General features: G+C 69.9%; 15 protein-coding genes. 10 read left to right on the forward strand and 5 right to left on the reverse strand.

Annotated elements, in window-relative coordinates:
* The first annotated feature begins 115 nt into the window (after positions 1-115).
* Positions 116-1,189, forward strand: a complete 1,074-nt coding sequence (locus tag Q1A98_RS01880; RefSeq protein WP_299569439.1) for an XdhC family protein — start codon at positions 116-118, stop codon at positions 1,187-1,189.
* A 1-nt stretch (position 1,190) separates the two neighbouring features.
* Here the strand turns inward: Q1A98_RS01880 and Q1A98_RS01885 are convergent, their stop codons facing one another.
* A complete protein-coding gene (locus tag Q1A98_RS01885) occupies positions 1,191-1,751 on the reverse strand; it encodes a nucleotidyltransferase family protein (protein ID WP_299569441.1) in 561 nt (186 codons plus the stop codon).
* 86 nt (positions 1,752-1,837) lie between these two features.
* Between Q1A98_RS01885 and Q1A98_RS01890 the strand changes: the two genes are divergently transcribed.
* Genes Q1A98_RS01890 through Q1A98_RS01920 form a run of 7 tightly spaced genes read left to right on the forward strand, consistent with a single transcriptional unit; the run spans position 1,838 to position 10,420 of the window.
* Positions 1,838-3,841, forward strand: coding sequence for a solute carrier family 23 protein (locus tag Q1A98_RS01890; protein WP_299569443.1), 2,004 nt, complete (start codon positions 1,838-1,840; stop codon positions 3,839-3,841).
* A 3-nt stretch (positions 3,842-3,844) separates the two neighbouring features.
* The gene (uraD, locus tag Q1A98_RS01895) at positions 3,845-4,372 is read left to right on the forward strand and encodes a 2-oxo-4-hydroxy-4-carboxy-5-ureidoimidazoline decarboxylase (protein ID WP_299569444.1); all 528 of its coding nucleotides are present in this window, start codon (positions 3,845-3,847) and stop codon (positions 4,370-4,372) included.
* Positions 4,372-4,695 (forward strand): hydroxyisourate hydrolase, encoded by a 324-nt coding sequence (uraH, locus tag Q1A98_RS01900; RefSeq protein WP_299569445.1) that lies wholly within the window; start codon positions 4,372-4,374, stop codon positions 4,693-4,695. Before uraD ends, uraH begins: the two co-directional genes overlap by 1 nt.
* Positions 4,696-4,709: 14 nt before the next feature.
* Positions 4,710-5,618, forward strand: coding sequence for a factor-independent urate hydroxylase (gene pucL, locus Q1A98_RS01905; protein WP_299569447.1), 909 nt, complete (start codon positions 4,710-4,712; stop codon positions 5,616-5,618).
* On the forward strand, positions 5,615-6,970 hold the full coding sequence (locus Q1A98_RS01910; protein WP_299569449.1) for an 8-oxoguanine deaminase: 1,356 nt from the start codon (positions 5,615-5,617) through the stop codon (positions 6,968-6,970). Before pucL ends, Q1A98_RS01910 begins: the two co-directional genes overlap by 4 nt.
* Before the next feature lie 7 nt (positions 6,971-6,977).
* Positions 6,978-7,793, forward strand: coding sequence for an FAD binding domain-containing protein (locus tag Q1A98_RS01915; protein ID WP_299569451.1), 816 nt, complete (start codon positions 6,978-6,980; stop codon positions 7,791-7,793).
* Positions 7,790-10,420 carry a molybdopterin cofactor-binding domain-containing protein gene (locus tag Q1A98_RS01920; protein WP_299569453.1) on the forward strand — a complete coding sequence of 877 codons (2,631 nt, stop codon included), beginning with the start codon at positions 7,790-7,792 and terminating at the stop codon, positions 10,418-10,420. The genes Q1A98_RS01915 and Q1A98_RS01920 overlap by 4 nt, the downstream gene beginning before the upstream one ends.
* Here the strand turns inward: Q1A98_RS01920 and Q1A98_RS01925 are convergent.
* The 4 genes from Q1A98_RS01925 to Q1A98_RS01940 form a co-directional block, all read right to left on the reverse strand.
* The gene (locus Q1A98_RS01925) at positions 10,413-11,363 is read right to left on the reverse strand and encodes an NADP-dependent oxidoreductase (protein WP_299569455.1); all 951 of its coding nucleotides are present in this window, start codon (positions 11,361-11,363) and stop codon (positions 10,413-10,415) included. The genes Q1A98_RS01920 and Q1A98_RS01925 overlap by 8 nt on opposite strands.
* A gap of 66 nt (positions 11,364-11,429) precedes the next feature.
* Positions 11,430-12,044 carry a TetR/AcrR family transcriptional regulator gene (locus tag Q1A98_RS01930; RefSeq protein WP_299569457.1) on the reverse strand — a complete coding sequence of 205 codons (615 nt, stop codon included), beginning with the start codon at positions 12,042-12,044 and terminating at the stop codon, positions 11,430-11,432.
* Between the two features lie 9 nt (positions 12,045-12,053).
* A complete protein-coding gene (locus Q1A98_RS01935) occupies positions 12,054-12,977 on the reverse strand; it encodes an oxygenase MpaB family protein (protein WP_299569459.1) in 924 nt (307 codons plus the stop codon).
* 88 nt (positions 12,978-13,065) lie between these two features.
* Positions 13,066-13,458 (reverse strand): MarR family transcriptional regulator, encoded by a 393-nt coding sequence (locus Q1A98_RS01940; RefSeq protein WP_299569460.1) that lies wholly within the window; start codon positions 13,456-13,458, stop codon positions 13,066-13,068.
* Between the two features lie 183 nt (positions 13,459-13,641).
* Here Q1A98_RS01940 and Q1A98_RS01945 point away from each other — a divergent pair, with 183 nt between their 5' ends.
* A complete protein-coding gene (locus tag Q1A98_RS01945; RefSeq protein WP_299569462.1) occupies positions 13,642-14,007 on the forward strand; it encodes a DoxX family protein in 366 nt (121 codons plus the stop codon).
* A gap of 58 nt (positions 14,008-14,065) precedes the next feature.
* Positions 14,066-15,448: a lipase family protein gene (locus Q1A98_RS01950; RefSeq protein ID WP_299569464.1), complete on the forward strand. Its 1,383-nt coding sequence runs from the start codon at positions 14,066-14,068 to the stop codon at positions 15,446-15,448.
* The last annotated feature ends 2 nt before the right edge of the window (positions 15,449-15,450 follow it).

Genomic DNA, 15,450 nt, shown 5'->3' on the forward strand with positions numbered 1-15,450 from the left:
GCCTGCTCACAACAGACCGATCCGGGTAGGGGACAACCCGTCAAGAATCCCGCTCGGGGCGTCAAGATCTCGTTCAGGGCATTACTCTGCGGCTGATCCGGCCGAGAGGAGCGCCATGTCCGCCGTGACGACCGACGTCCTCGACGCCTGGCGGTCCGGTGCGGTCGTCGCCGTGGCGACGGTCGTGCGTGCCTCGGGCAGGACCCCGTGCCCGCCGGGGACCACGATGGCGCTGCTCCCCGACGGCTCGGTCAGCGGATCGGTGTCGGGAGGGTGCGTCGAAGCCGACGTCCTCGCCTGTCTCCACGACGTCCTCGACGGCGCCGGGCCGTCGGTGCGTCGCTACGGACTGGCCGAGGACGTGCTCGCCGTCGGACTTCCCTGCGGCGGCACCATCGACGTTCTCGTGGACGCCGTCTCCCGCGATTGCGCGCCCCACCTCGAGGCTCTCGCCGACGATCGCGCCGCGGACCGGCCGGTCGCCGTGGCCACCGTGGTCGCGCACCCCGACGACGCGCGGCTCGGCGCGAGCATCCTGGTGCGCGAGGGAGACGTCCTCGGCTCGCTCGGGTCCGCGGAGCTGGACCGCACCGCGCAGGACGCAGCTCTGCGCCTGCTCGATGCGGCCCGCGGCGACACCGTCGAGCTGGACGACGCTGTCTCGGTGTTCGTCGACGTTCACCCCGCGCGTCCTCGGATGCTGGTCTACGGCGGGGCCGCGGTGGCCGCCGCCGTCGCACGCCAGGGCGCCTTCCTCGACCATCGGGTCACGGTCTGCGACCACCGCGCCGAGTTCGCCACGCGACGGCGGTTCCCGGAGGCCGACGAGGTCGTCGTCGCGCGACCGGCGGATCACCTCGCGGGCGAGATCGCCGCCGGCGCCGTGGACCGGCGCACGGTGGTCTGTTCGCTGACCCATGACGTGCGGCTCGACGTCGACCTGCTCGACGTCGCACTGCGCGCCGACCTCGGTTACGTCGGCGCGATCGGGTCGCGGCGGGTCCACGACGACCGGATGCGTCGGCTCCGGGCGCGGGGGCTCGCGCCTGATCGACTGGCCGCGCTGCGCAGTCCGATCGGCCTCGATCTCGGCGCGCAGACACCGGCGGAGATCGCCGTCGCCGTGGCCGCGGAGATCACCGCCACCCGCCGCGCGGCGTCGGGGCTCCCGCTGTCGGACAGCGCCTGAGTCACGGTTCGTCGACGTCACGCCCGGTGGCGAGATCGCTGCACTCGACCGCGACGAGGTCGGCGCGCGTGGCGAGGAACGGGCCGGCACCCCGATCCCCCGCGAGTGAGGTCAGCAGCGCGTCGAGGTGGTCGGACCCGACGTACACGGGGTGACCCGGCCGACCGTCGTACACCGCGCGCACCAGCGCATCCGGCGCGTGACGGGACCTCTCCACCACCCGGGCCACGACGTGCGCGTCGACATCGGGGAGGTCGACCAGGGTCAGCACGACGCCCGCCGACCCAGCCGCCTCACGGACGGCCTCGACGCCCGCCCGCACCGAGGCCGAGACGCCGTCCTGCCAATCCGCCACGACGACGGGTGACGCGGGTGACGGCACCTCGACGACCGCAGCGCCGAGCATCACGACCACGGGACTGCATCCCCCGCCGCCGAGCGCCGCGACCGCGCGCGACAGCCAGTCGTCGACGAGCACCTTGGGCCGGCCAAACCGCCTCCCCGCGCCCGCGGCGAGCACCACACCCGCCACAGCTCGCTGTTCGTTACGAGCGTGAGTCATCGGTGTATATCTTCGCTCCTCCGGTCGCGGACCGTCGTCGGTGACGCGAGGGTGTCACTACCGGACGGGGCCGGAGAGGGGACACCATGGCGACGAACACCGACGACCCATCTGCTGCCGCACGCTCGGCCGTCACACGCAAGCATCCGGTGGACGAGGTCCCACCGGTCGGCAAGCTCGCGACCCTCGGTCTGCAGCACGTGATCGCGTTCTACGCGGGCGCCGTGTTGGTCCCGCTGCTCATCGCCAGCGCGATCAAGCTGGATTCCGAAGCGCTCACGATGCTCATCACCGCCGACCTGTTCACGTGCGGCATCGCGTCGCTGTTGCAGTCGGTCGGGATCTGGAAGATCGGCGTCCGTCTGCCGCTCCTGCAGGGCATCACGTTCGCGACACTCGCCCCGGTCATCAAGATCGCCAACGACCACGGCGGCGGCCGCGTCGGCCTGCTCACCGTCTACGGCGCGGTCATCTCGGCCGGCGTCATCACTTTCCTCATCGCCCCGTTCTTCGCCCGCCTGGTGCGCTTCTTCCCTCCGGTCGTGACGGGGACGCTCATCACGATCATCGGCATCTGCCTGCTGCCCGTCGGAGCGGGCGACGCGACACGGGACCCGTCGAGCAAGCTCCCCGACGCCGGCAACGGCCGCTGGCTGCTGTACGCGATCGGCACCATCGTCCTGATCGTCCTCATGCAGCGGTTCTTCCGCGGGTTCTGGGCGACGATCTCCATCCTGCTCGGGCTGGTGGTCGGGACGTTCGTCGCCTGGGCTCTCGGCGACACCGGCTTCGAGAAGGTCGGCGAGGCGTCGTGGGTCGGCTTCACCGATCCGTTCGCCTTCGGTTGGCCGCGTTTCGACGTCATCGCGATCGTCTCGATGGTGGTGGTTCTCCTGGTGGTCGCGGTCGAGTCGACGGGGTCGGTGTTCGCGACCGGCGAGATCGTCGGCAAGCGGATCACCAAGGGGCACATCGCCGCGACCGTGCGCGCCGACGGCTTGGCCACCGTCATCGGCGGCATCTTCAACTCGTTCCCGTACACGGCGTTCTCCGAGAACGTCGGGTTGGTGCGACTGACCGGGGTGAAGAGTCGGTTCGTGGTGGCCGCGGCCGGCGTCATCATGATCGTCCTGGGCCTGCTGCCGAAGACCGCGAAGCTGGTCGAGACCATCCCGTCACCGGTGCTCGGCGGCGCCGCGCTGGTGATGTTCGCGACCGTGGCCATCGTCGGCATCCAGACCCTCGGCGGGGTGGACTTCACGGACCACCGCAACCTCATCATCGCGGGCACCTCGCTGGCCATGGGGCTCTACGTCCAGTTCTCGCAGTCCGTGGCCCCGGAGACCGTCACGGTCGCCGGTGCGCCGGTCGACATCCCGGGGCTGCCCGGTGTCGACGAGGCGGTCCCCGGTCTGTTGCAGATCCCGTTCAGCACCGGCATCACGATGGGTGCGATCACGGCGATCCTGTTGAACCTGTTGTTCTTCCACACCGGCTCGAAGGGACCCGCGGTCGCCGGCCGCGGCGCGATCCGGCTCGCCGAGGTCAACGACATGTCGCGCGAGACGTTCCTGGCCACGTTCGGCGGTCTCGTCCAGGGCACCGAGTGGGTGGTGGACCGCGCCTTCCAGCAGCGCCCGTTCGAGACGACCCATGACCTGCGTGCCGCCTTCTCCGACGCGATGATCACCGGCAACGACGACGAGCATCTGGAGCTCATCCGGTCGTTCCCCGACCTGGGTTCGCAGGACGACGAGGGCAACCCCGCCGCCTCCGACCACACCGCCCTCGTCCTGCTCGACGAGGACGAACTGGGCAGCCTGACCGACCTCGCGAGGGCCTACCATGAGCACTTCGGGTTCCCACTCGTCATCTGCGCGCGCGAGACCGAGCGCTACGAGCGGGTCCTGAGGAACGGATGGTCGCGCATGGAGAACTCACCGACCAGCGAGCGCTCGTTCGCGCTCATCGAGATCGCGAAGATCGCCAACTACCGCTTCGACGACCTCGTCGCCGACGCGAACCCCATCGCCACAGCCCGGCTGCGGCGACTCGAGGATCTCGGTCGGCTCGGCGGGACCGGCCGGTAGCCGATGCGACGTCCCGACTGGCGTGGGATCGACAGCTTCAACGCCCTGTCCGACACGCAGGCGGTGCACGCCCTCTACGCGTGCTGCTCGTCGCGGATGTGGGCGATCCGTGTCGCCGCCGCACGACCGTTCGCCGACGAGGACGCCCTGCTCGACCAGTCCGACCTGATCCTCGCCGAGCTGACCGAGGCCGACCTCGACGAGGCCCTCGACGGTCATCCGCGCATCGGCGAGCGGTCGACGAACGCCAGCTCGGCCCGCGAGCAACGCAACGTGACCGGCGCCGATCCCGCTGTGCTGGAGGAGCTCCGCCTCGCGAACAAGGAGTACGAGCAGAGGTTCGGACACGTCTACCTCGTGCACGCCGACGGTCGCCCCGCCGGGGAGCTCCTCCGCATCCTCCGGCAACGCCTGCACAACGATCCCGACACCGAACGTCGCGTCCTGCGCCTCGAGCTGGCGAAGATCACCCGCATGCGGTTGTCGCGGATGATCTGTCCCGCGGCGCAACTCGCCGAGGACGCGGGCTGATGGCGTCGGTGAGCACCCATGTGCTCGATGCCGTGACGGGTCGTCCGGCGGTCGGGGTGTCGGTGACCCTGTCCGACGACGCGGGGACGACGCTCGCGGACGGGACCACCGACGACGACGGGCGCATCGGTGCCCTCGCAGCAGACATGGCCATCGGTACGTACCGGATCAGGTTCGACACCGGCGCCTGGTTCGCCGAGCGCGGCGTCGAGACGTTCTACCCGGAGGTGGTGGTCACGTTTCGCGTCGCCGACTCGGACGCCCATCAACACGTCCCGATCCTGTTGAGCCCGTTCGCGTTCTCCACCTACCGCGGAAGTTGAGAGGAGTCTCACCCATGGGGATCACCCTGAGCGGTGACCAGTACGGCAAGGCCGAGAACCGTGTCGTCCGCATCTACCGGGACACGCCCCGACACGAGATCCGTGATCTCAACGTCGGCACGGCGCTGCGCGGCGCGTTCACCGAGGCCTACACCGTCGGCGACCAGGGTGCCGTCCTCCCGACCGACACGCAGAAGCAGACGTGCTACGCGTTCGCCAAGGAGAAGGGCATCGCCACCATCGAGCGGTACGGGCTCGACCTGGCAACACATTTCGTCGACACCGTGGAGCCGGTGAGCGGGGCGCGCATCGAGATCGAGGAGTACGCGTGGCAGCGTGTCCTCGTCGACGGGGCAGAGCACGACCACACCTGGGTCCGTCGGGGTCAGGAGACCCGCACCGCCGACATCACGGTCGACGACTCCGACGGCAGCCGCCGCACCTGGGTTGTCGGCGGCTTCAGCGACCTGGTGATCCTCAAGTCGACGGGGTCGGAGTTCCACGGATTCCCCACCGACAAGTACACGATCCTCGAACCGACGAACGACCGCGTGATGGCCACCTCGCTGGTCGCGAAGTGGCGGTTCTCCACCATCGACGTCGATTGGGACACCGTCTACGACGACGTGAAGGCGATCATGGTCGCCCAGTTCGCGACCCTGCAGTCGAAGGCCCTGCAGCAGACACTCTTCGCGATGGGATCGGCGGTGCTGGAAGCGCATCCGGAGATCGTCGAGGTGCGGTTGTCCGCGCCGAACAAACACCACTTCGTCTACGACCTGTCGCCGTTCGGCCTCGACAACCCGAACGAGGTGTTCCACGCCGACGACCGCCCGTACGGCCTGATCCAGGCTGCCGTCAGCCGGGACGACGCACCCGACGCCGGACCCGCGTGGACCCCGCAGCGGACCTGGCTCACATGACGTCGACCGTCATCGAGAACGCCGCCGTCGTCACGATGGACGCCGACGGCCGCGAGTTCGCCACGGCCACCGTTCTCGTCGAGGACGACCGGATCACCGGTGTGGACGTGGACGCCGGATCCATCCCGGCCGACGCCGAGCGGGTGGACGGGACCGGGTGTCTGCTGACGCCGGGCCTGGTGAACACCCATCACCACCTCTACCAGTGGATCACGCGGGGACTGGCCGCCGACCACACCCTGTTCCAGTGGCTGACGACGCTGTACCCGGTGTGGGCGGGCATCGACGTCGACGGTCTGCACGCCGGTGCGCGCGGCGCCATCACGGCTCTGCTGGAGTCCGGCTGCACCACGACCACCGACCACCACTACGTCTTCCCCACCGGCGCGGGCGATCTGCTGGGAGCGGAGATCGACGCCGCCACGACGTTGGGGGTCCGCTTCCACCCGACGCGCGGATCCATGGATCTCAGCGAGAAGGACGGTGGACTCCCTCCCGACTCGGTCGTCGAGACCCTCGACGCGATCCTGGCCGACAGCGCCGCGTCGATCGACAAGTGGCACGACCCGTCGCCCGGCGCGATGGTGCAGATCGCGCTCGCACCGTGCTCACCGTTCTCGGTGAGCACCGACCTCCTGCGGGAGTCCGCCGCCCTCGCACGCGACCGCGGGGTGCGACTGCACACCCACCTCGCAGAGACCCGCGACGAGACCGATTACTGCGCCGAGCATTTCGGATGCACACCGCTGCAGTACATGCGGGACCTCGGATGGACCGGATCGGACGTCTGGTTCGCGCACGGCATCCACTTCGACGACGAATCCGTTGCCGAACTCGGCCGGACCGGCACCGCCGTCGCCCACTGCCCGACGTCGAACGGGCGTCTGGGCGCGGGCATCGCCCGGACCCGCGATCTGCTCGACGCGGGCGCGGTGGTGGGACTCGGCGTCGACGGCGCCGCCTCGAACGAGTCGGCTCGACTCCTCCAGGAGGTGACGATGGCGCTGATGCTGGCACGCGCGGTCGGTGGGCCGACATCCCTGTCCACGCGGGAGGCGTTGCGCCTGGCCACGGTCGGCGGGGCGCGGGTCCTCGGACGTGGCGACGACCTCGGGTCCCTCGCACCGGGCATGCTGGCGGACATGGTGCTGTGGGATCTCACCGGACCGGCGCACGCCGGCATCGACGATCCGGTCGCCGCGCTCGTCCTCGGCTCGCCGCCGCCGATCCGGCGGTCGTGGGTCGGCGGCACGACCGTCGTCGCCGACGGGCTCGCCGTGGCGTCGGACCCGGACGTGCTGGCCCGCGCCGTCTCCGCCGCACACCGACGACTGCTCGACCGGGCAGGCTGAGGCGCGCGTGGATCTGCATTTCGTCGACGACGTCGTCCGGCCCACCTCCCGTGAGGACCTGCCCCAGGCACTGCCCGGTGACACCCCGCTCGCGGGCGGCACGTCGGTCATGGCGGAGCCGGGGCGTGACGTGCGGCGGCTCGTCGACCTCACGGCACTCGGCTGGCCCGATCTCACCGTCACCGGCGACGGGCTCGAGATCGCGGCCACCTGCACCATCGACCGTCTCGTCCACGCCGATCTCCCCGAGTCCTGGACCGCCCGAACGCTGTTCCGCTGGTGCGCGGACTCGTTGCTCGCGTCGTACAAGATCTGGCACACCGCGACCGTGGGGGGCAACGTGTGCCTCGCATTGCCCGCCGGATCGATGACGTCGCTCTGTTCCGTCCTCGACGCGTCGCTGCTGATCTGGCATCCCGACGGCACCGACAGCGTCGTCTCCGTCGAGGAGCTCGTCGTGGGTGATCAGCGCACCTCCCTGGCGCCCGGCGACCTGCTCCGGTCCATCCATCTGTCCACCGCCGTGCTCACCGCGCGGGTCGCGGCACGGCGGGTCTCGTACGCCGAGTACGGCCGCGCGGGTGCCGTCGTCCTCGGACGCGCCACCGACGACGGCATGGTCATCTCCGTCAGCGGCGGTTCCGTGCGACCCTTCGCCGTGCCGGTCACGACAGCCGATCCCGACGAGGTGGTCTCGGCCTGCGCCGCAGCCGTTCCCGATTCGGCGTGGTTCACCGACGCGCACGGGACCGCAGACTGGCGGCGGTCTGTGGTCCCCCACCTGATCCGCGAGGTCGCCGACGAGTTGGGTTCCGACACATGAGGGTCGACGGCCAGGACGTCACCGGTGCCCCCGCACCCGGACAGTGCCTGCGCACCTACCTGCGCGAGCACGGCCACAGCGCCGTCAAGAAGGGCTGCGACTCCGGGGACTGCGGCGCGTGCACCGTCGTGATGGACGGACGGCCCGTGCACTCCTGCATCGTCCCCGCCTTCCGTGCGGTCGACAGCGAGATCACCACGGCGGCCGGGCCCGGCCTGGACGCGGTGCAGGAGGCGTTCGTCGACCGGGCGGGGTTCCAGTGCGGCTTCTGCACGGCCGGCATGGTGGTCACCGCGTCGACCTTCGACCGACGCAGGGCCTGCGACCTCAACCGGACGCTGAAGGGCAACCTCTGCCGGTGCACCGGCTACCGGGCGATCGCCGAGGCGATCACGGACTCCGTCGACGCAGATGCCCTGCCTGCCGATCCCGCGGCCGTGAAAGCGCCTGCGGCACAGCGAATCGTCACCGGCGTCGAGCAGTACACGATGGACGTCCACGTGGACGACCTGGGGCACATCGCGATCCTGGGCAGCCCCCACCCGTCGGCGCGGATCGTCGACATCGACGTCAGCCTGGCTGAGGCGGCGCCCGGGGTCCGTGCCGTCCTGACCCACCGCGACGACCCCGGTGTCGCGTTCTCCACCGCCCGTCATCACTCGCGCACCGACGATCCCGACGACATCCGCGTCTTCGACACCCGGCTGCGCTATGTCGGCCAACGTGTCGCCGCTGTCGTCGCCGACTCCCCGCGGGAGGCGAAGCGTGCGGTCGATCTGATCGACGTCACCTACGAGGTCTTGCCGGCGGTGTTCGATGCCGAGGAGGCGATGACGCCCGGTGCGCCCGCCGTCCACGGCGACAAAGACGCTGCGACGGCGCGGATCGCCGACCCCGCTCGCAACGTGATCGCCGAGATCCACGGGGAGGTCGGTGACGTCGTGGCCGGTGTCACGGCCGCGCGGGCCGCGGGTGGTGCCGTCGTCGAGGGCGTCTGGCAGACCGCGCGGGTGCAGCACGTGCACCTCGAGACCCACGGCACCATCGGGTGGATCGACGACGACGGGCGATATGTCCTGCGGTCGAGTTCGCAGGTGCCGTTCCTCGTCCGCGACGAGCTCGCATACGTGTTCGGGATGCCCGCGGACACCATCCGCGTCGTGGCGCCCAGGATCGGCGGTGCGTTCGGGGCCAAGCAGGAACTCCTCACCGAGGACGTGGTGTTGCTGGCCGTGCTGCGGACGGGCCGACCCGCCGCGTGGGAGATGTCGCGGACCGACCAGTTCACGATCGCGCCCTGCCGACACCCCATGCGGGTGCGTGTGACCGCCGCGGCCGAGCCCGACGGCACCCTCACCGCGCTCGCGATCGACGTCCTGTCCGACGCCGGCGCCTACGGCAATCACAGTCCCGGCGTGATGTTCCACGGGTGTTCGGAGTCCGTGTCGCTGTACCGCAGTCCGAACAAGCGCGTCGACGCGCACTGCGTCTACACCAACAACCTTCCGTCGGGCGCGTTCCGCGGATACGGACTGGGCCAGGTGATCTTCGCGGTCGAGAGCGCGATGGACGATCTGGCCCGCGAGCTCGGTATGGACCCGTTCGCCTTCCGGCGGCACAACGTCATCACCGCGGCCGAGCGGTTCGTCACCTGGCAGGTGGAGGACCACGACCTCGAGTTCGGCAGCTACGGACTCGACCAGTGTCTCGACCTCGCCGAACGCGCCCTGCGCGACGGTGCCGACGACCCGGGACGAGGTGGCCACGAGTACCGCGACAATCCGGAGTGGGTTGTCGGCGAGGGCATGTCACCGTCGATGATCGCGACGATCCCACCCGACGGGCATGTCGCCGACGTGACGGCAGAGCGCGATGCGGACGGCCGGATCGTCGTGTCGGTGGGCACCGCGGAGTTCGGCAACGGCACCACCACCGTGCACGTGCAGCTCGCGGCCGACGCCCTCGGGGTCGCACCGGAGGACATCGTCGTGCGACAGTCCGACACCGACGTCGTGCGACACGACACCGGCGCATTCGGTTCCGCGGGAACAGTTGTCGCAGGATCCGCACTGCACGCGGCGTGTCGGGAACTGCGGCGACGCATCGATGCCGGCGAATCCGGGCCCATCGTGGTGCGCGGTCGCCACGACGGCACGCCCCGCAGCGTCGTGTTCAACGTCCACGCCGTCCGCGTCGCGGTGCATCTGCCGACGGGCCGGGTGCGGATCCTGCAGTCGATCCAGGCCGCCGACGCCGGGACCGTGCTCAACGAGCAACAGTGCCGCGGTCAGGTGGAAGGCGGTGCGACGCAGGCGATCGGATCCGCCCTGTACGAGGAGATGATCCTCGTCGACGGCGTGGTGCGGACCGACATCCTGCGGAATTACCACATCCCCCGGCTCTCGGACTCGCCGCGCACCGAGGTCCTCTTCGCCGACACATACGACCGACTGGGGCCGTCGGGCGCGAAGTCGATGAGCGAATCCCCCTACAACCCCGTCGCACCCGCGATCGCCAACGCGATCCGTGACGCGACCGGTGTCCGCATCCGACAGCTGCCGATGAACCCCGCCCGGGTCTGGGCGGCACTGCGCGACGCGGAGACAGGCGACCCCGGTCTCAGCTGAAGTCGAGCACGAGACGACCGCGAAGACCGCCTGCCTCGAGTCGACGGTGTGCCTGCACGGCCTCCTCCGCGGGGAGCACATCGGCGACGCGCGGTGTCAGCACGCCGTCCTCCACCAGGCTCACCAGCTCCTGTAGCCCGCCCGAATCACGGACATGGTCGGCGACACGGACGTCGTGCCGGACGATGCGGTCGGAGTCCTGTGTGCCGCCACCGATGTTCGCCCACCGCACGGCGAGATAACGCCCCCCGTCGGCGAGGGCGGGAAGGACGAGATCGGCTTGTACCGCACCGTCGACCAGCGCGGCGACGCCGTCCGGCGCCAGCTCACGGATCCGGTCGGCCACGTGATCGCCGCGGCGGACGATCTCGGTCGCACCGAAACCGCGGACCAACTCCTCGTCGGACTCCTTCGCGTCCGCGATGACGCGGAGTCCGCGATGGGAGGCGATCTGGACGACGTAGCCGCCCAGCGCCCCGGCCGATCCGGTCACCGCCACAGTGTCGCCCGGTTCGAGGTCTGCCAGCGTGAGTGCGACCAGCGCCGTCAACCCGTTCATCGCGATCGTCGACGCCGCGAACACGTCCACACCCGACGGTCGTCGCACCACGGATGCGCTCGGCACGACGATCGAGTCCTGGTAGGCACCACCGCCGTCGAGAACGGGCAGCGTGATGGCCAGGACCTCGTCGCCGACGGCGAACCCGGTGTCGGCATCCGCCTCCTCGACCACGCCCGCGGCCTCCCACCCGGGGACGTACGGGGGTTCGACGTCGGCCCAGCGGTCGCGACCTCCACCGGACCGGGTCACCAGGTCGGACGGGTTCACCGCCGCCGCGTGGGCACGGATCTTGACCTCGCCCTCACCCGCGTGCTGCTCGGGCACGTCGAGGACGGTGAGCACCTCGGGCCCTCCGAAGTCGGTGAAACCGATCGCACGCATCACGCCCTCCTCTGCCGTGGTCTGGACGAGTGCACCAACGCCGCACCGCGGCAGGGTGTTCCGTCGTCAGTGCACCATCGGCGCGAGAAAGGTGGTGGCCATCACACGGATCGCGGGCTCGTCGTCGATGTCGACCGCGGCGGAGGACCGGCGGGATACCGAGACCAGCACCCGGAAGACCAGATCCGCCGCGACGCGGAGATCGTCGTCGGGCATGGTCGCGCCCGCGCGCCGCAGGGTCCCGGCGATCAACGCGCTGACGGTGTCGATCAGAGACGCACCGCCAGCGGCGTCGGCGGAGTCGACCACGAGATCGAGCATCTCGGGTTCGTCGACGAGCAGTCGTTTGGCGAGGGTGCTGCCCCGGACCTCGCGTGTGGCGAGCACGAACGCCTCGACGACGGCCTCGCGGGGACCGAGGCCACGCGTCGCCTCGTCGAGATCGCGACTGAGCTGCAACGACATCCGCCGGACGACAGCGGCCAGCAGGTCCTCCTTGCCGGGGAATCGCCGGTAGAGGGTGCTGCGGCTGACCCGGGCCGCGCGGGCGATCTCGTCGAGGCTCGCCCGGCGGACACCCACCGCGGTGAACTCGGCCTCGGCCGCCGCGACGATCTCGGCCTCCTGCTCGGCGGGTGACGCCGACGTGCGGAGACTCGCGCGACGGGCGCTGGGGACCATGCGCGCAGATTACGCGGGACGGTTCGCGATGCGCCTCGGATCGACACCCGCCCGCGTCCACGCCTGCGCTGCCCACGGCACGTACAGCGTCGTGAGCGGGAGCCGCGTGATCAGGGGGTTCAGCGCGCGCATCGTCGCGGCGAAGCGCCGAAATCGCCGCTCGTCTCTGTCCGTCCAGCCGAGCCCACAGACGTCCCGCATCTGCTGCGGCAGGGTCCCGACCACCACGACGTGCAATGCCGCATCGACCACAGGACCGACGACCCTCCACACCGGCGCCGGCACCTGCTTCGGCCGCGGGACGCCCTTGCGGAGGTACCCGGTCGCGTAGGTGATCGTCTTCGTGGGGACGAACCGGTCGAGCATGGAGTCCCAGTACGCGCGGAACTCGTCGTAGGTCTGCGGTTGTGTGCGATCGCTGACGCCGTAGAGCGCGTACCAGGCCTTGCTCTCCTCGAAGATCTGCGCCTTCTCCGTCTCGGACAGGCGACGGATGAAGGTGTCGGTGGTGAAGAGGACGTGGTCGACGAAAGTCGCATGCGCCCAATAGAAGAGCTCGGGGTTCAGCGCGTGGTACCGGGATCCGTCGCTGTCGACGGTGCCCTTGATAGACCGGTGGAAGTCGCGGACCTTGCGCCCCCACACGGCCGGGTTCTCGCTGTAGATCGTCTTCATGATCGGCGGAACGGTCCGCCGTGCACGACCGGCAAAGTCGCTGAAGATGACCGAGTGGTCCTCGACGCCCTTGGCGAGCTGCTCGATGCAGTTCTCCGTGCCGGCGACCCGCTGGAAGCTGAGCACCGCACGCCGGTCGCCGTAGAACTTCCAGATCAGCGACGACGGCCCGAGCGGGTTCGTCGCGGTGTCGGTGCCCGTGTCGTCGACAGGCATCGGCTCGGCCTGACGGATCCCCTCGTCGAACCCGATGCTCATGGCCTGCTCCTGCCGGTTGCCGTCGTCCTGTTGAGACGAATATATAGAATCGTCTCAACAATGCAAGGGTCTACCGGAGGGCGGCGTCTCAGTCCTGAGCGCCCGAGGTCATCTCAACCATCGACTCCAGCGCGGCAGCGAGCGCGCCGAGATCGACCTCGCCGAGGTGGTCCATCACATGCCGCCGGACCGCGACCAGATGCGCGGGATAGGCGTCGTCCAGTGCGACGAGGCCATCGGGGCGCAACACCGCGATCGCTCCGCGACGGTCACATCGGTCACGGATCTTCTCGACCCAGCCGCGTCGACGCAGCCCGTCGATGAGTCGGGTCATACGGCTCGCCGACAGCCCGACGGCAGCCGCGAGTTCGCTCATCCGAGAGCTCCGGTCGGGTGACTCCGAGAGCATCACCAGCACCTGGTACTCACCCATGGTCATCGACGAGTGCTGCAGCAGATCCGCTTCGAGAGCGCGTGGCACGACGATAAGACTGCGCGCAAACGCCTTCCATGCACGGATCTCACGGTCGTCGAGTGGTCGGGACTGCTCGTCTCCCGTCATCGCACACCCCTCTCCCGCGCCACACCACAATACTTGCGCAAGCAAGCACAAGCTGACATCCTGATGTCCTTGCGTGCGCAAGCACTTGTCGAAAGATTGGTCATGACCATCACCGCAGCTGTCCTCGCCGTCGTCCTGGCGCTGTTCTCCGCCTTCGCCGGGGTGCCGAAGGCTGGGCTGAAAGGACCTGCGACCGAGGGGCTCCTCAGCCGCGGACTCAGCGCGAACCTGGTCCGCTTCATCGGCGCCGCCGAGGTCGCCGGCGCCGTCGGCCTGCTGATCGGTATCGCCTGGCACCCGCTGGGTATCGCCGCGGGCATCGGCCTGGCGATCGTCTTCGCCGGCGCGGTGATCTTCCACGTGCGGCACGGCGACTTCGCCGACCCCGAGACACGCGGTGGCTCGGTCCCGTCGATCGTCGCCTTCGTCCTCGCCGTCGTGACGGTGATCATCGTGGCCGCCGCCTGATCGTGCGGTCGGACCCCGACGCACCCCTGCGGTAGCGTCGGGGTGCTCGGACACGTCGATGTGTCAGATCCCGACAGAGGACCATCCCATCAGCCCACACGACTCCGCCGCGCCCTCGTCACCCCAGCGCCCGTTCGCGGCGCCGCACGAGCCTCTGGCCGCCGGCCGCCGTCCACGGCTCCCCCGCGACGACGACTTCTACGTCCCGGTCACGAGGTTCGAGGACGCCGCGCCCGGCACGGTGCTCCGATCGCGCGACGTGGAGCTGGCGTTCTTGGGATTCGTGCGTCAGCCGGTGCGTGCAGTTCAGCTGAACTACCGCACGGTCGACCTGCGTGGCGAGCCCATGGTCGCCGTCACCACCGTCCTCCTACCGGATCGGCGTGACGCCGACGAGCCGACACCGATCGTGTCGTACCAGTGCGCGATCGACGCGATCACCGGGCGGTGTTTCCCGTCGTATGCGCTGCGCCGCGGCGCGAAGGCGCTCGGTGCGCTGCCGCAGTTCGAGTTCGTCCTGATCTCGGCCCTTCTCGCCGAGGGGTGGGCGGTGTCCATCCCGGACCACGAGGGGCCCAAGGGCCTCTGGGGCATCCCCTACGAGCCGGGCTACTGCATCCTTGACGGCGTCCGCGCCGCGCTCTCCTATGCGCCACTGGGTCTGCGTCCTGATGCGCCGGTGGGTCTCTGGGGCTATTCGGGCGGCGGTCTCGCGTCGGCGTGGGCCGCGGAGATGTACGACTCGCACGCCCCGGAACTGAACGTGGTCGGCGCCGTACTGGGCTCTCCCGTGGGCGATCTCGGCAACACCTACCAGCGACTGAACGGCACATTCTTCTCCGCTCTCCCGGCGCTGGTCGTGAGCGCACTGCGCCACGTCTACCCCGAGCTCGACGACATCATCGACGGGCACGCCACGGTCGAGGGCCGGGCGAAACTGGCTCGGCTGCAGGCGATGACGACCGTCGAGGCGGTCGTGCGGTACATGTTCACCGACATGGGCGCGTTCCTCGACACCCCGCTCGAGGAGATCCTCGCGATGCCCGAGGTGCGTCGCGTGTTCGACTCCATCCGGCTGGGTCAGTCGCCGCCGAGCATCCCCGTCCTGCTGGTGCAGGCCTGCAACGACCGCATCGTCGCGGTCGACGACATCGACGCTCTCGCGCGCACCTACGCCGACGCCGGGACCGACGTCACCTACCACCGCGACCGCTTCAGCGAACACATGCTGATGCACCCGTTGTCGGCGCCGACCGCGCTGCGCTGGCTCCGCGAACGCGTCGAGGGCCGTCCCGTCGACGAAAACCGGCGTCGGACCGCCTGGCCCACATTGTTCAACCCGGCGACCTACCGCGGGATGATCCGCCTCGGCGCCATCGCTGGAAAGGTCATGTCCGGCAGGCCCATCCCTCGTCGGGAGTTGTCCGAACTCGACCGCTGACC

Source organism: uncultured Williamsia sp. (genome assembly GCF_947494875.1).
Classification (GTDB): domain Bacteria; phylum Actinomycetota; class Actinomycetes; order Mycobacteriales; family Mycobacteriaceae; genus Williamsia_A.

Coding starts and splice junctions, on each gene's coding strand:
- Q1A98_RS01880 (WP_299569439.1), top strand. CDS start 116: ATGTCCGCCGTGACGACCGACGTCCTCGACGCCTGGCGGTCCGGTGCG.
- Q1A98_RS01885 (WP_299569441.1), bottom strand. CDS start 1,751: ATGACTCACGCTCGTAACGAACAGCGAGCTGTGGCGGGTGTGGTGCTC.
- Q1A98_RS01890 (WP_299569443.1), top strand. CDS start 1,838: ATGGCGACGAACACCGACGACCCATCTGCTGCCGCACGCTCGGCCGTC.
- uraD (WP_299569444.1), top strand. CDS start 3,845: ATGCGACGTCCCGACTGGCGTGGGATCGACAGCTTCAACGCCCTGTCC.
- uraH (WP_299569445.1), top strand. CDS start 4,372: ATGGCGTCGGTGAGCACCCATGTGCTCGATGCCGTGACGGGTCGTCCG.
- pucL (WP_299569447.1), top strand. CDS start 4,710: ATGGGGATCACCCTGAGCGGTGACCAGTACGGCAAGGCCGAGAACCGT.
- Q1A98_RS01910 (WP_299569449.1), top strand. CDS start 5,615: ATGACGTCGACCGTCATCGAGAACGCCGCCGTCGTCACGATGGACGCC.
- Q1A98_RS01920 (WP_299569453.1), top strand. CDS start 7,790: ATGAGGGTCGACGGCCAGGACGTCACCGGTGCCCCCGCACCCGGACAG.
- Q1A98_RS01925 (WP_299569455.1), bottom strand. CDS start 11,363: ATGCGTGCGATCGGTTTCACCGACTTCGGAGGGCCCGAGGTGCTCACC.
- Q1A98_RS01930 (WP_299569457.1), bottom strand. CDS start 12,044: ATGGTCCCCAGCGCCCGTCGCGCGAGTCTCCGCACGTCGGCGTCACCC.
- Q1A98_RS01935 (WP_299569459.1), bottom strand. CDS start 12,977: ATGAGCATCGGGTTCGACGAGGGGATCCGTCAGGCCGAGCCGATGCCT.
- Q1A98_RS01945 (WP_299569462.1), top strand. CDS start 13,642: ATGACCATCACCGCAGCTGTCCTCGCCGTCGTCCTGGCGCTGTTCTCC.
- Q1A98_RS01950 (WP_299569464.1), top strand. CDS start 14,066: ATGTGTCAGATCCCGACAGAGGACCATCCCATCAGCCCACACGACTCC.